This window comes from Alcanivorax nanhaiticus (assembly GCF_000756665.1).
GTDB classification, from domain to species: Bacteria; Pseudomonadota; Gammaproteobacteria; order Pseudomonadales; family Alcanivoracaceae; genus Alcanivorax; species Alcanivorax nanhaiticus.
The window spans coordinates 65,692-81,224 of record NZ_ARXV01000002.1 but is presented as its reverse complement, the minus strand read 5'-3'; the positions used below and the strand labels follow the sequence as shown (position 1 = coordinate 81,224).

At 55.6% G+C, this 15,533-nt stretch carries 11 protein-coding genes; 8 read left to right on the top strand and 3 right to left on the bottom strand.

Annotated features, from left to right (window positions below):
* Nucleotides 1-16 precede the first annotated feature (16 nt).
* Both Y5S_RS02500 and Y5S_RS02495 read left to right on the top strand, forming a co-directional pair.
* The gene (locus Y5S_RS02500) at nucleotides 17-610 is read left to right on the top strand and encodes a hypothetical protein (protein ID WP_035230183.1); all 594 of its coding nucleotides are present in this window, start codon (nucleotides 17-19) and stop codon (nucleotides 608-610) included.
* A 340-nt stretch (nucleotides 611-950) separates the two neighbouring features.
* Nucleotides 951-1,478: a hypothetical protein gene (locus Y5S_RS02495; RefSeq protein ID WP_035230182.1), complete on the top strand. Its 528-nt coding sequence runs from the start codon at nucleotides 951-953 to the stop codon at nucleotides 1,476-1,478.
* A gap of 199 nt (nucleotides 1,479-1,677) precedes the next feature.
* Here the strand turns inward: Y5S_RS02495 and Y5S_RS02490 are convergent, their stop codons facing one another.
* The 3 genes from Y5S_RS02490 to Y5S_RS02480 all read right to left on the bottom strand — a co-directional run bounded on the left by Y5S_RS02490 (nucleotide 1,678) and on the right by Y5S_RS02480 (nucleotide 6,052).
* Nucleotides 1,678-2,970, bottom strand: coding sequence for an SO2930 family diheme c-type cytochrome (locus Y5S_RS02490; RefSeq protein WP_052041350.1), 1,293 nt, complete (start codon nucleotides 2,968-2,970; stop codon nucleotides 1,678-1,680).
* Between the two features lie 88 nt (nucleotides 2,971-3,058).
* Entirely contained in the window at nucleotides 3,059-4,690 is a 1,632-nt protein-coding gene (locus Y5S_RS02485; protein WP_035230181.1) for a parallel beta-helix domain-containing protein, read from the bottom strand.
* Between the two features lie 321 nt (nucleotides 4,691-5,011).
* Nucleotides 5,012-6,052 (bottom strand): helix-turn-helix domain-containing protein, encoded by a 1,041-nt coding sequence (locus tag Y5S_RS02480; protein WP_035230180.1) that lies wholly within the window; start codon nucleotides 6,050-6,052, stop codon nucleotides 5,012-5,014.
* A 391-nt stretch (nucleotides 6,053-6,443) separates the two neighbouring features.
* On the opposite strand from Y5S_RS02480, the gene Y5S_RS02475 reads away from it, so the two are divergent.
* From Y5S_RS02475 to Y5S_RS02450, 6 genes are all read left to right on the top strand, one after another.
* The gene (locus Y5S_RS02475; protein ID WP_081939631.1) at nucleotides 6,444-8,816 is read left to right on the top strand and encodes a hybrid sensor histidine kinase/response regulator; all 2,373 of its coding nucleotides are present in this window, start codon (nucleotides 6,444-6,446) and stop codon (nucleotides 8,814-8,816) included.
* A gap of 44 nt (nucleotides 8,817-8,860) precedes the next feature.
* Complete coding sequence (locus Y5S_RS02470) at nucleotides 8,861-9,241, top strand: lysozyme inhibitor LprI family protein (protein WP_035230178.1); 381 nt, start codon at nucleotides 8,861-8,863, stop codon at nucleotides 9,239-9,241.
* 576 nt (nucleotides 9,242-9,817) lie between these two features.
* Nucleotides 9,818-11,434 (top strand): GMC family oxidoreductase, encoded by a 1,617-nt coding sequence (locus Y5S_RS02465; protein WP_035230177.1) that lies wholly within the window; start codon nucleotides 9,818-9,820, stop codon nucleotides 11,432-11,434.
* Nucleotides 11,435-11,490: 56 nt separating this feature from the next.
* Nucleotides 11,491-13,119 carry a long-chain fatty acid--CoA ligase gene (locus Y5S_RS02460; RefSeq protein WP_035230176.1) on the top strand — a complete coding sequence of 543 codons (1,629 nt, stop codon included), beginning with the start codon at nucleotides 11,491-11,493 and terminating at the stop codon, nucleotides 13,117-13,119.
* Nucleotides 13,120-13,189: 70 nt separating this feature from the next.
* Complete coding sequence (locus Y5S_RS02455) at nucleotides 13,190-13,804, top strand: TetR/AcrR family transcriptional regulator (RefSeq protein WP_052041349.1); 615 nt, start codon at nucleotides 13,190-13,192, stop codon at nucleotides 13,802-13,804.
* Nucleotides 13,805-14,175: 371 nt separating this feature from the next.
* Nucleotides 14,176-15,525 (top strand): WS/DGAT/MGAT family O-acyltransferase, encoded by a 1,350-nt coding sequence (locus tag Y5S_RS02450; RefSeq protein ID WP_035230175.1) that lies wholly within the window; start codon nucleotides 14,176-14,178, stop codon nucleotides 15,523-15,525.
* Nucleotides 15,526-15,533 lie beyond the last annotated feature (8 nt).

Below are 15,533 nucleotides of genomic sequence, written 5' to 3'. Positions count from 1 at the left end.
AGTGTTGGATTTTTACATGTACGAAAAAATAGCTGGGTCGCTTATTACTTTGCTTGTTCCCATGTTAATAAAATGGATTGTTGATGGCTTTTCAAAGGATAGGGTTAGGGTAAAGAAAAGGCGTGTTGATGAACTCTCCGATTATCTTTCTTTGCCCATCGAAGAGATGAATAGATTGGCAGTTCAAGAGAATTTTCAATACTTTTTCAAATACCCTTACACCTATGAAGAAATAGTGTGCTCGCTGAAATCAAGTAATCCATTGCAGTTCCTGGAGTTGATCAAGAAATTCTCAACCTATATCGAGGTTTCCGCCGGTGGAGGAGAGGTGGATTTTAAAGAAAAGTATTCAACGGTTGGTCGCCGCAAGAAGGTTGGGATTTTTTTTAATACGATCTACTTTATTTTCGCTTTTCTGGCATTGATGCCAATAATTCGGTTTGAATACTTTTTAAATAAATACGGGAGCGGAGGAATTCCCTTTGTTGCTCTTTTTTCTGTGTTCATGATGTTCGTGGCGATACTGTGCCTGAATGAGGCAGCAAAACCGGAGATGGCTGCCAAATTAAAGGAAAGGCTACTCCAAAAACCGGCGAGGGAGGGGGAGTAGAACACCGGGCACCGACAGCAGGATTAAAAAGCCCCCTCAGAATGGCCATCGGGGTCAGCCTGCACTTGGTTGCTGCGCACCGATTTTTTGTCTTCAGCTGATATTAACCTGTCTTGTTTAGGCTGTGCTGTTTGTTCATGGAAAACAAGGGGTAGAACCTCCAATGTCCGTCTCCCGTTCGGGCATTGATAGCAATCAAGAGGGGAAATATAGGAGTTGAGGGAAGGAGGAGTTATGGGCTAGGCGTTACGGTGCATGAGCAGGAGTCTGCTACACTTTGCGTTACCAGTTGACAGCAAGCCCGGCCCATATGTCGCCGCAGGCTTGAATGGGGGAATCTATGCGGAACATGATCCAGCTCGTGGTGGCAATGTTGCTGTTTGTCGCCACAAACGTCTTCGCTTACCAGCAGATTTTCAAGGTGACAGAAGGGTTAAAGATTCGTACCCAATACTACGGTGACCAGCCTGTTCTATCCATTCGTGTCTATGGCGATACGGTTTCGGCTTACTCAAAGGGGCCGAATGGCAAGCACTATAATGACACCCTCTTTAAGGTGACGCCTGACATCGAGCCCTATAAAGAATTTATGTTCGATATCCTGGAGAAGGGGCGCTTTGTCATTCTTCCCAATCGCACCGACAAGATTGAAGATTTGCGTATTATTTATAAGGAAAAAAAATACAGTTTTCTTGAAGCGGCCCGCTATTTGAGTGAGAACGACGTGTGTGGCTTGGCGATGCAATGTCCTACCAGTGAGGCGGCAGCGAGGCAGGGGCGGAAGACTACCGCGCCGGGTACAGAAGGGCCGCTGGAACGCGCCGATGCCCGGAAAGTGGATTACATGACGAGGGTGAATATCTTCTAGGGCTTCTGATCGCGGGCTCCTCGCGGATTGATTTTGCTATTCCGTTGGGTGAGGGGCTTCAGGATCTGGAATATGTCAGATTGGTCGCTTGCCTTTTGGTAGAGGATTAAGGCATTTGCCCAGTATCTTCAAACCTTACCGGGCCAGTAACGCGCAGACGCGCAGAAAGGACGCGCAGCGCGCGTCCTTTCCGGGATGATCACGGCGAACAAGCCGCATCTGGCAATTGATTAATCCACTCACTGATCAACGCAACGCCCTCAGCATGAACGGTGCTTCGTCCAAGTTCTGGCATCTTGTGACGCGGATCCGTTGTGCTCATCCGGAACACCAGATAGGACATATCTGCTGCACCGGGCACCACATCCCCCAAGGGGTAATCCGGGCTGCCACCGGCAACCGGTGTCTTGCAGGTGCCGAACCGGGTCGGGTCGTCTTCGTAGTTGCGGTTGTATTCCATCTGCAAACCGCTGCTGCCTGCCGGGCCAGCGTACAAGGGTTCTGGCAGGGTCAGTTCAGAGCGGTGACAGTGCGCACAGTTGATGTCCAGATAGGCTTTGGCGGCATCATGCAGCGCTTCTGGCGACAACAGTGTCGGGTCCATGGCGTTGCTGAACACCGGCGCTTTTGACACCTCGCTCAGAGACTCTGGCAAACCTTCCAGTACACCTTGCTCTTCCCAGTAAGCCAGCTGGTTCCTGATATAGCCTTCATAATCGAAATCTTTATTGAGGAAACGTGCCTTGGGGCCAATGGGTTTGAAGATCGGCTGGCGCTGATCTTCTGAGCCTTGCAGCAGCGGCACCACCGAGTGACAGGAGGTACAGGACGAAGCCTTCGGCACCGCATAGGTGAACGTCAGGGTTTGACCATTGTGCAGCGTAGTCATGTTCTCCACGCTTTTGCCAGCGATGGCCAGGGAGGCATCCGCTTCCGAGTCCCAGTAATACGGGCGTGCGACCCAGCCATTTTCGCGGTGGATCAGCAGGCGGGTTTCGATGATGGTTTCGTTCTGGCCGCGGTTGGCGGTGTCCGCCGGCATGGCGAAGGTTTTCACCAGCACGGTGCCCACAGGAAACTCGAACGCCTCGTGTTCACTGTAGGTGGCTTTTTCCCCTTCAGGAATGAACACAAACCGGTATTTACTCGCATAGTCCGTGAACAGCGGCGTCGACAGGTCGTAGGGGATGCCTCCGGCGTTCGGATTGCGGGTGGGGTCGGTGCTGTCCGCAAAGAGATTGTAATCCGACAGCTTGGGGCAGTTCTCGTTGAGCAAGGCTCCCCAGTTTACGCCTGAAGTGGTGCCGCCGCAGTCTGCGGTTTCTGCAGGCGGGGAGGTTGTGCCGGGTGCATCTACATACCGGACACTGTCATCTTCATTGATGGTGAGCCCGTCTTTTCCTATATCAAAGTCACAGGCGGAGAGCGTAGACAGGGTCAGCGCCAGGAACGCGCTGGTGAACGCACGCTTGCTAAATGTTGAGTTGTTCATGATAACCACTCACTCTCAATTCTGGTTGCGGCATGCAGTGCTGAAGAAGAGGCGAACGGTTGTCCGCCTCTTGCACATGCCAACGGAATTACAGGGCACATGCCGCTTCAGACAGATCATCGCCAGTACAGCCATAGGCCACGCCATTGATGCTGACGGAGTTGGGCGGCAGGCGGTTGTGTGCACAGTTGAGGAGCGAGGAGCCGATCATTGGCTCAATGAGCAAGCTGGGTGCCGGGGCGGTGCCGTCTGCATTCCAGTTGTCCGGGTTCATCGGATCGGTGCCAAATACCTGGCCGGTGTTGACGTCGTCGTAGCTCGGCGCAGGATTACCGTTCACATTGTTGTTGGCGCAGATCTGGTCTTCCGGGCCGTACGGCATATAGCTCACGCCATCCGCTTCGGCTTGGGAGCCTTCTGGAATGAATGCCTGGAAATCAGTCAGCGCGCCCGCATTGGCGAGCAGTTCACCGACACCGTCATAGAGAATGGCAGGGAAAACCTGGGCCATGCCGCTGGCGTTATACGGGGAGGTATAGCCGTTGATGATGTCGACCAGCAAGACGCCCTGGGGGTTGGAACCGTTACGGGCGATGAAGTTGTTGTGCGCATAGACGTTGCGAACCAGCGGGGTCCAGCCATTGGTCATGGCCTGACCATACTTGCTGGGGTAGTTGGCCAGGTCATCGTCTGCCAGCAGATAGCTGGCAATCGCCAGGGCGGTGGTCTCGTTATCGGTGATGTCGTTGTTGTAGATTTCCACGTCACTGGTGGCGAACACCAGGATGCCGGTGCCCGGAGGCGCAATACCTACCGCGCCGGCACCCACGTTCGGTGCATTGTTGGCATAGGCACGGTTGCTGAATACCCGGATGTTGCCGCCATAGGCATTGGTCAGGCCCGGCAGGTCGAATACCAGGATGCCGGCGGTATTGCCGGTGGCCATGTTGTTATACACATCGGCATTGAGGGTGTTTTCCACTTCGATACCGGCCACGTTGCGCACGGCCACATTGTCACGGATTACCACATCCCGGGACTGACCCACGTAAATGCCCGCATCCGCAGAGCCAGCCGCATAGTTGTGCTCCAGCAGGACATTCTGGGATTGCAGCGGGTACAGGCCATAGGCGCCGTTGTCCGATTCCAGCGGGCCTTCCCAGACGGTGGCCGTGTAGGCGAAATGCACACCGCTGGCGTTGGTAACCTTGATGGCGTTCTTGTTGGATTCATACACGCCAAAATCGCGGATGGTCAGGTTGGTGCCACCTTCAAAGCGGATGGAATCGTCGCCGGTGGAATTGCTGAAATCCAGTTTGGTGTCGTGGATACCGTAGCCGGTCAGTACCACGCCGCTGGCGCTGGTGACGGTGATGGTTTCAGAGACGGTGAACTCGCCCTTGGGCAGGACCACGACAGCATTTTCCGGCAGCTCGAACAGGGCCACTAAGAGCGCTTCGGTGATATCGTCACCATTTTGAGCATCCGGCGCGATAAAGATGGCATCGCAGGGGAATACATAGCCAGAGGTGCTGGCGCCGGCGTCACAGGTCTCCACGGTACTTGAGTTTCCGGTACTGCCATTGCTGCCGCTGCTCTTTGTGTGGGTGACTTCGTCCCCCTCATTCACGTCAACACAGCCTGACAGAAGCAGTGAGCTAGATAGCATGCCAGCGGCCAATGCCGGTAACGCTTTTCGGCTTATCCGGTTCTTCATCATGGTAGTTCTCTCCCGAGTTATTATTTTTCCAGTCCCGTCGTCGCGTGCGGTGCTAAGACTTTTGTACTAGGAGAAACAACCTACAGAACGCGGTGAGACAGGCTCAAAGAGAAGCGCTGTGCAAACCCGAAAAATGCTGTGCAATACGTGACAGACACCATGCAAAAGTTAAAAAGCCGCTTAGTAAATCCTTTAACTTATTGTTTATATTGAAAAATTAAGACTTTTGGCGTGGGGCGTTAACGTCGGCCGGTGTTACGCTTTTTGTGACGGCTGAGGCGTTGGGAAGGGGGGGGGCGCAAGGACAAAGCACGGCCAATCTTATTGGCGAGACTGACGATACTCGGTTGGGGTTTGCTGTGTGAGTTCCTTGAACGCTCTATTAAACGAGCTCAGGGTTCGGTAACCGATATCCAGCGCGATATTCTGGATGGGGGTATCCGGTTCGTTGACCAGTCGGTCACAGGCCTCTTCGATACGCATCTGATTGACGTAGTCGTTGAAGTTGCGATAGTTGAAGGTGCCATTGATGATGGCCCGGACTCTGTATTCCGGCAGGGACATTCTGTTGGCCAGCTTTTTCAGGGTTAACTTCTCGGTGCGATAGAAGTGTTCCTCATTCATGAGAGATCTGAGCTGCCTGGCAATCTCATGAGTCTCGTCTTCGGTCTGTTCTGTCTGGATGCTGGCTGGAAGTGGGTCGGGCCCGGTATCAGGGTCATTCGATGCGGGGGTGGTTTTTTGCAAATCGAGCAACACACCTTCCTGGCCTCTCAGCAAAAGAAATCCGACCAGCAAGGTCGCCACACCAACCATTCCTGCCACTAACTGACGTGTATCCAGTCCATGATTAAGGGAAACGGTCACACACAGCGAGGTGGCACCCACTGACACCAGCAAAGCGACCCTTAGTTGTCTTCTGCCTTCGACCAGATCATTACGCCAATGTGCTGCGGTAATCCACAATCCACTGAGGATGAGAATGTACTCGGCATATTGGGGAATCTTGAACCCCAACCAGTGCAGCCACCAGATTCCATCGGGATCAGCACCTCCAAACGGGCGACTCAAGGCCGGCGGGACAAAACTGTAAAGGGCGAGGGCAACCCAGGCCGAGTGAGTTTTGGGTTTGGGGGAAAACGCGAGCAAGCACACGAGCCAGAACGCTGCAGGCAGGGTCGTCATGACATCACCCAGCAGCCATTGGTACTCCTTTCCTGTGACGCGGCTCAGCAGGAAGGCCGCAGCGCCAATCAGCAGCCACAGAAACACTTTGCCGACCAGCAGCTGCCTGAAGTCGCGCAGGACAACAAGAAAAACGACGGCAAGACAGCCGAGACTGAAGCCTGTGAGCAATTGCATGCGGGATTCATCACTTAATGCTGAGGGGCGCGGCCCAGAATAGCACCAAACCGGATGGCAATCTGTCCGTGCTTCTGGCAAATCGGGGGTTTCATCGCTTGCTGACCGGTTAGAGGGGATATCGCCGGGCATTGTTTGTAACGACACGACGATCCGGATTAATTGGGCATCAATACGAAGAGTGGAGGCTTCTTATTACTCCGGACGGTTTTTATGGCGCTTTTTGATCCGGTGATTTCACAAACTGAATTCGCTTTTGGCGAGCCTGATGGGAATAGCGAAACCGTTCGGGTAAAGAATGTGAATCGGCTGGCGGTTCCCAATGGCGATACTATATCCGTGTTACTGAACCGATTATGATGACGACTGCTTGAAAGGGACTCCAATTGAGATGAAGCAAGGGATTGTGGGGATGTTGTGGCTAGGGTTGCTGCTGTTGTCAGCTCCCGCCTCTTCGCAACCGCTGGATGTGGCGGTGGCGCAGTCCCGTATTGCTCTGGCGTCTTTTATGTCCTACCAGTGGGCGAGCGAATCCGGGCAGGCAGAGGGGGACTGGTTGGCCCTGCCGGATCCAGACATGAACTTTGGATTTGAAGCTCGAACCCTGGTGTTATCCTTTGCACTGACCAACAGCTCCGGTGGCACCCTGGAGCGCTTCCTGGTGATTGAAAATCCCACTCTGGATTATCTGGATATTCGCCTGCTGCATGGATCAGGGCGGGAGGAGTCGTTTTCGCTGGGTGCAGCATTGCCGTTTGGCAATCGATTGGTGGAGGCGCGTCAGTTTGCGGTTCCTCTGACGGTGTTCCCCGGCGAAGAACTGCGGGTCCAGCTTCGGGTTCGCGAGAGCGGCAGTATGCAGGTGCCGGTTGGGCTTTGGTCGCCGAAGGCCTGGTATCGGGATACCTTGCAGCGGCAGACGGCCCTGTCTGCCTATTTCGGCCTGATTGTCTGCCTGATTCTCTACAACCTGTGTCTGTGGCTGTCGTCCGGCATGCGGGCGTACTCCTACTATGTTCTCTATATCGTCAGTATCGGCATTGTGCAGGCCAGCCAGACCGGCTTCGGGGCGCAGTACCTGTGGCCAAACCATCCCGGGTTTTCCTATTACGCGGTCAGTTTGTTCGTTAATTTTTCGCTGCTGTTTGCCGGGCTCTTTTCCATCCAGGCCCTGGGCCTGACCCGACAGCAGCGCTCCTGGCGTCTGCCTGCCACGGTGGTGGTGCTGGCCACATTGATGCTGCCGGCTGCCTTCATTGTTCCCGAAAGCCTGCACCTACGCGCATCGGTCATTCTGGGTGTGCTGGGTAGCGTGATTTTCCTGCTGGTGGGCTTGGTGGAGTTGCGTCAGCGAACCGTCACCGTAAGGGTGTATGTGCTGGCGTGGGTGTTCCTGTTTGTCGGTGCGGGGGTGTATGGGGCGGCCAAGCTGGGTTGGTTGCCTCTCAATGCTTTCACTGATCACGTTTTCCTGATTGGTTCTGCGCTGGAAGGGGTGCTGTTGTCATTCTCCCTGGCGGCGCGGCTCCGGGAAATCGGGGAGAAGGAACAGGCCATGATGGCGCTACGTATGGAATCTGCACTGGAGCGAGTTCGGCTGCAGGGAGAGGCCGAGAGTGCCCGTGCGGCTAATAAGAGCAAGAGCCGGTTCCTGGCCACGGTGGGGCATGAGATTCGCACCCCGTTGAATGGCATCCTGGGGGCCTCGGAGTTGCTCGATGACATGCCCATGCCCAGGGAGCAGCGAGAGTATCTGGATGTGGTGCTGCACTCCGGTCAGGTGCTACTGGCGCTGGTGAACAATGTGCTGGACTACTCGCGACTTGAAGAAGGGCAGTTGGATGTGAGTCTGGAATCGGTGAATTTGCCCTGGTTGCTGGAATCCACCCGCTCCATTTTCGTGTCCCGCTACTTGAGCAAGACGCTGACCATGGAGACCTCATTGGCTCCCGGGCTGCCGGAATGGATCGTGGCTGACGAAATTCGGGTGCGGCAGGTGTTGATCAATCTGGTGGGTAATGCCTTCAAGTTTACCGAGCAGGGCGGCATTTCCCTGCGGGTCTCCGGAGAAGGGGACTGGCTTCGGTTTGAGGTGCAGGATACCGGTCAGGGGATCGATCCCGCGTTGCAACAGCAGTTGTTCCAGTCTGTGGTGCTTCCTTCTACGTCCTCTACTTCTTCTACGTCTTCCACCTCGGTTTCGGCTGAGCGTGGGGCGGGCCTGGGAATGTGGATCTGTCGTCAGTTGGTGGAATTGATGGACGGGGAGATCGGCCTGCACAGTCAGCCGGGGCAAGGGACGACAGTATGGTTCCGTATTCCGTTAAGGCCGGATGCCGCGCCTCAGGCTGTCCAGTCCGAGTTCACGAAGGATAAGACAGGTGCCCAGCTCGAAGGGTTACGGGCGCTGGTGGCGGACGATAACGGCGTCAACCGTATGCTGATGGAGCAGCAACTGGGTTACTACGGTGCCCAGGTTTCGGTAGCTGAAGAGGGTGAAAGCGCGCTGGCGTTGTTCCGTGAGCAGCCTTTTGATCTGGTGCTGCTGGATTACGATATGCCTGGACTGAATGGCTGCCAGGTAGCGGAGCAGATGAGGGACTGGGAGCAGCAACTAGGGCGGCCGCGCACTAAAATTATCGGGATTACCGCCTATGCCCTGCCTGAATGGCTGCATGCCATGCTGGAGGCGGGAATGGATCTTTCCCTGAGCAAGCCAGTAGATCGTGAATCGTTGCTGAGAGCGGTGCTCGGAGAGAGTTAACCGGGCTCTCCAACTGGGCTCTCCATTGATGGAGTGGGCTGATAATGAAGCGTATCGCAAACGTAATGGGGCTGTTGTTGTTGGCCGGGCAGGCGATGGCCTGTGATGAAGACTGCAATGGTCCCGCTTACAGTACCGCCGCAGAAGCATGCCGGTTGAAAGCGGAGGCCACTGTGTTGGAGGACGTCATCGCTGACCGGATAACGGGGTTGCATGCACGGGTTGGTTCCGATACCCGGGTTGGCAAAATGCTGGCGGAAAGCCAAAACGCCTGGCTGGCGTATCGCGATGCCCAGTGTCAGCTTGCCGCCCAGACCCAGGGGGGGACCCACGGCATTTCCTGGCATCGCTGTAATGCCGAGATGCTGCGTGAGCGTGACATGTTGCTGCAGGAGATGGCCGCTGCTGTCGTCCCGGACTCCTGAGTGAGCTGACATCACTTTTATTCGTCGCCATGGGGGGAGGTTGTTGCCCTCATCGGTAAAGCTGGGTGTTCTGCCGTTGAGCGGCTTTTCCTGCCTGATTTCTGTTGTGCTCCCCCCGCTTCCGGGCCAATGAACGCCGACCCGCTCGCAAAGTTACAAAACTCATCCTACCGTAAGGGCCTGTTAACACTACCAAAATGACACCTGTTGGGCCCCCAAACCCGCCAATCTAGGCATGACGAGTGATGTTTGGTTTCTCCAAATGAGTGACGAATAACGACGAGTGGCGGGTTTGGGGGCCCAACCCGAAGGGCTGATCCCTTTTTCCGTCCAGCAGCGGCATCCGCTGTTTATGTAGAGTGACTACACGGCACATCGGCTGACACTACTGGACGAAAAAATGCATTCAGCAGGTGCCATTATGGTAGTGTTAACAGGCCCTAGTACAAATAAACTGGACAGATGACCAAATTTAGTGATTCATTGTTGGCTGCTTGATTGTCTGGCCAGCGAAGACCGATTCCGCAGGCCTCCAATACAGATAAGAACACCGAAAAGAACAACAGGGAGAGCAAGATGGAATTTGATTACGTCATCGTTGGTGGCGGGTCTGCAGGTGCCGTGCTGGCAGCACGTCTGAGCGAAGACCCCTCTGTGTCTGTGTGTTTGCTGGAGGCTGGCGGCAAGGGCGATCACATTCTTATTCGCGCCCCTGCGGGTGTGGTGGCCATGATGCCCAATGGCAGGGTCAGTAACTGGGCGTTTGAAACGGAACCCCAACCCGGCTTGCAGGGACGTCTGGGCTACCAGCCTCGGGGCAAGGCCCTGGGTGGTTCCAGTGCCATCAATGCCATGCTGTATGTGCGTGGCCAGAAGCAGGATTACGACAGCTGGGCCGAACAGGGTTGTGAGGGCTGGTCCTGGGATGAGGTGCTGCCCTATTTCATCAAATCCGAGAACAATGAAAATGGCAGCAATGCTTTTCATGGTGCGGATGGGCCGCTGCATGTCAGTAATCAGAAATCCCCCCGGCCGGTGACGCATGCCTTCGTTGAGTCCGCCCGCCAAGCGGGTTACCCCGTCGTCGAGGACTTCAATACCGGTGATAACGAAGGCGCGGGGATTTATCAGGTCACCCAATTCCATGGTCAACCCAAAAATGGAGAACGCTGCTCTACTGCCGCCGGGTTTCTACACCCGGTGATGGACCGCAGTAACCTGACGGTACTGACCGATGCCCATGCCACCCGTATCTTGTTTGAGGGAAAGCGAGCTGTTGGTGTGGCCTACCGGCAGAAGGGGCAAGATGCCGAGGTCAGGGCTCGCCGTGAAGTGTTGGTGGCGGGAGGGGCGTTTGGCAGCCCGCAGTTATTGCAGCTTTCCGGTGTTGGCCGTGCGGAAGATATCACTCCCCATGGTATTGCGCTGGTTCACGAGCTTCCCGGTGTGGGGCAGAACCTTCAGGACCATATCGATTTCATTCTTTCCTATAAATCCCGCGATACTGACAACTTTGGCATCGGGCTGACGGCAACCTTCAATCTCATCAAGCATACCCTGCAGTGGAAAAAGGATGGCACGGGCATGATCGCCACCCCATTTGCAGAAGGTGGGGTATTCATGAAAAGCGATGCTGCGGTGGACCGCCCTGATCTGCAGCTGCATTTCGTGATCTCGGTGGTTGATGATCACGCACGCAAGCTGACCCTGGGCCATGGTTTCAGTTGCCATGTCTGCGTACTGCGCCCCCATTCACGAGGGCGAGTCTTCCTCAAGACGGGAGACCCCCTGGCTGCTCCGGGTATTGATCCGAACTTCTTGAGTGATGAACGTGATCTGGAAACCCTGCTCAAAGGGGCGAAAATCACCCGCGACATCCTTGAAGGGGAGCCGTTGAGCAAGTATCGGGAAGAGCCGCTGTTTGGTTTGCGTGGCGATTTCAATGATGACGAATGGAAAGAGCATCTGCGCTCTCGTGCAGATACTGTGTATCACCCGGTTGGCACCTGCAAGATGGGGCAGGATGAAATGGCGGTGGTAGACCCTCAACTCAAGGTGCGCGGCCTGAACGGGCTGCGTGTGGTGGATGCCTCGGTGATGCCCTCCCTGGTGAGCGGTAACACCAACGCACCCACCATCATGATTGCCGAAAAAGCGGCAGACATGATCAAGGCGGATCAGATTCAGGCCTGACAAACCCTAAAAAACATAACCAGAAAATGTACGTTTTTGATTAAAGGAGAGAGAGAATGAATGGCACCATGATGTATGAGTCACTGACGGTTGGCTCGTTGCTGGACCACGCCATGAACTACCACGCGGGCACCGAAGTGGTGTCAGTGGAGATCAATGGTGAGCGGGAAGTACTGAGCTGGGGGCAGGTAGCGGATAATGCCCGCCGTCTGGCGACGGTGCTGGATCAGCTGCAAGTGCCGGTGGGCAGCCGCTGCGCTACCATCGCCTGGAACAACCGGCGTCATCTGGAAATTTATTATGGCGTTGCCTCCAGTGGCCGCATCACTCACACCATCAATCCTCGTCTGCATCCTGAACAGCTGATCTACATTGTCGAGGATGCGGATGATCAGGTGTTGTTCTTTGATCGCACTTTCCTGCCGGCGGTGGCAGCCCTGAAGCCCAAGCTGAAAAGCATCAAGCATTTTGTGCTGATGAGCGGTCGCGATGAAGAAGCTGCGGGCATGCTCGAGGGCATCCAGTTCTATGATGAGCTGCTGGCCAATGCTGAGCCGGTGAAAAGCTGGCCGGAGATTGATGAGAAGAGCCCTGCCGCGCTTTGTTATACCTCAGGTACAACGGGTAATCCCAAAGGTGTGCAGTATTCTCACCGCTCCACCGTGCTGCATTCATTGGCGGGTAACCAGCCTGATGGTCTGGCCATTGCGGCGCGCGATACGGTGCTGCCGGTGGTACCCATGTTTCATGTGAATGCGTGGGGGGTTCCCTATATTGCCGCAGCAGTGGGTGCCAAGCTGGTATTGCCGGGGCCGCATCTGGATGGCGACAGTCTGGTGAATCTCCTCAATGAACAGTCTGTCACTCTGGCTCTGGGGGTTCCGACCATCTGGATGGGCTTGCTGGAAGCCATGGCCCGCTCCGGCAAGAAGCCGGAAAGTCTGGAGCGTACGGTAGTGGGGGGGTCGGCGCTGCCACCGTCCATGATCAACCAGTTCCGTGACAAGTATGGCGTTGAGCTGATTCATGCCTGGGGCATGACGGAAACCTCGCCGCTGGGCACCATGAATCAGCTGCTGCAGAAGCATGACAAACTCAGTGATGAGGAAAAGGCATTGTTGCGTCAGGGCCAGGGTCGTCCGCCCTACGGTGTGGCGCTGCGGATCGTGGATGAAGCCGGTAATGAATTGCCCCGTGACGGTGTCACCCAGGGCGATTTGCAAATTCGCGGTCACTGGATTGTGGAAAGTTATTTCGGTAAGAACGAATCGGCCCTGACCGCCGATGGCTGGTTTGACACTGGCGATGTGGCCACCCTGGACGCGGATGGTTACATGATCATTCGTGATCGCTCCAAAGACATCATCAAGTCCGGTGGCGAATGGATTTCTACGGTTGAGCTGGAAAACATTGCCATCGCCCACCCTGGTATTGCCAATGCTGCAGCTATCGCGGCTCGTCATCCGAAGTGGGATGAGCGCCCGATTCTGATTGCCGTCAAGAATGGCGAGGAGGATGTGTCAGAGGAGGCATTGCTGGCCTTCTACAAGGATAAAGTGGCCAGCTGGCAGGTGCCGGATACGGTGATCTTTGTTGAGGATCTGCCGCTGGGTGCCACTGGCAAGGTGATGAAAAACCAGCTGCGTGAACGCTTTGGTGACGTCCTCATGCAGGCTGGAAGCTAAGCGCTATTTCCGATGAAGGACAGGATGGCTCAGGCTTGCCCTGGGTTATCCGTCACTCGGGAGAGATAATATGAGGGATTCCCTACCGGAAAAACTTCAGCAGCGAGCAGAGCGCAACGCGCAGAAACGCAATGAGAAAAAAGCACTCATTGCGAACAGTGCGTTGCGGGTGTTACACGAACTGGGTTTTGCCAACACCAGCCTGCGCGATATCGCCACCCAAGCCAACTTGTCCCTGGGGATGCTGCATTACTACTTTGAGGACAAGGCGGAGCTGATCGCCTATTGCGTGTCGGCTTACAAAGCTGGGTTTCTGTCGTATCTGGAAAATGCCCTGGAGGGCAGTGTGGGCCGCGATGCGGTCATCCTGCGGCTTTCCGGTGCGTTGGCTGCGTCGATCTTCAGGGATGGGCCTTCCCATCGTTTGTGGTACGACCTGCGCAATCAGGCAATGTTTGATCCCTCGTTCCGGCCTACGGTTAGCGATATCGAGCAGGGACTGATTCAGGTGCTGGAAAGTGCCTGGGCAATGGCCGGCCATGACCCCGAGGCATTCTCGCCGCTGCTCTATTCGGCTATGGATGGCGCTTTTCGTTACTTGATGCAACAGCAGATACTGGCCGAACCTCTGGACCAGCCAACCCTGGCTGCCGAGCTGCAGCGCGTGCTGGAGCGCATTCTCTAACAATGTCAGAGCGAGTCTGGCCGCCAGAATGGTGGCCGGTTTCTCTGATAGCGATCAGATTTCCCTTTCGACCTGCGCAGACCGAGAGCATGGTCGTCTCAACTTTGCCCTGAACACTCGACCCTCAAGATTCCACCCTCAAGACTCCATCCTCAACCCCGCACCCGGCTCTGCTTCCGGGGCTGCAATCAAGGCTTCTGCATTCCTCTTGCCTTTCCCGTGTGTAAACATGGCTATTGTCCCCTGTATCTGTCGATAACCAAACGCAACGAATCTGGCAATGAGTCAGGGGCTGAAATCAGAACAATAAAAGGTTTGCGATTGTCCCGCTAAGGGGCAAACGCTCAGTAATGGATCCACGGGAGCACACTATGGCGCGCAAATTATCGATCATGGATTCCGGTTGGCTGATGATGGAGACCCGGGAGACGCCGATGCATGTGGGGGGATTGGCGTTGTTCGGGGTTCCCGAAGATGCACCCTCCGATTATATGGAAAGCATGTATCGCTATCTGGTGGATGTGGATGGCATTTGCCGCCCCTTCAATCAGAAGATCCAGTCGCATCTGCCGCTGCGTATGGACGCTGCCTGGGTTGAAGATCAGGCGTTTGATATCGACTACCACGTGCGTCATTCCGCGTTGCCGCGTCCGGGTCGGGTACGTGAGCTGCTGGCACTGGTTTCCCGATTGCATGCCCAACGGCTTGATCCCAGTCGGCCCCTGTGGGAGTGCTACCTGATTGAGGGTTTGGAGGGCAATCGTTTCGCACTCTATACCAAGATGCATCACTCCATGGTGGATGGCATGGCAGGCATGCACCTGATGCAGTCGCGCATGGCTTCCAGTGCTGATGAACGGATTCCGGCCCCCTGGTCCGGGGCGTGGGATGCGGATCGGCCAAGCCGCTCTCCGACCCAGAAAGTCAAAGCCAGTGTGCGTCAGGGATTGAGTAATGTATCCAAGGGAACCGGGCAGTTGGTGGATCTGTTGCGTCAGCCTCGCGAGAGCAACGTCAAAACCATTTACCGCGCGCCCAAGACCCAGCTTAATCGACGCGTCACCGGCGCGCGCCGTTTCGCAGCCCAGTCATGGTCTTTACCGCGCATCAAGGCGGCGGGGAAACGCCATAACGGCACCGTGAATGATATTTTTCTGGCCATGTGCGGCGGGGCGCTTCGCCGTTATCTGTTGTCTCAGGATTGCCTGCCGGAGGAGGCGCTGGTAGCGCAGGTGCCCGTCGCTTTGCGCAGCGCTGATCAGGCTGGAGAGGGTGGCAATGCCATTACCACCGTGCAGGTGAGTCTTGGCACCCATCTGGATTCGCCGCTTGAGCGGCTGGCTGCCATTCAGGATTCCATGAGCTCCGTGAAGGAGCGTCTGGGTGACATGCAGAAAGCCGAGATCGATGTGTACACCTTGCTGACCAATGTGCCCCTGTCGCTGGGGCAAATTACCGGGTTGTCCGGTCGGGTCAGCCCCATGTTCAATCTGGTAATTTCCAATGTGCCGGGACCAAAGCACAGTCTCTATCTCAATGGCACCGAGATGCTGGCGACCTACCCAGTGTCGTTGGTGCTGCATGGGTATGCGCTGAATATCACGGTAGTGAGTTACAAGGACAGCCTGGAATTCGGGGTGATTGGTTGTCGTGACACCTTGCCGCAGATCCAGCGCTTTCTTGACTACTTTGAAGAGTCTCTGGCAGAACTGGAGGCGTAAGAGCGCGT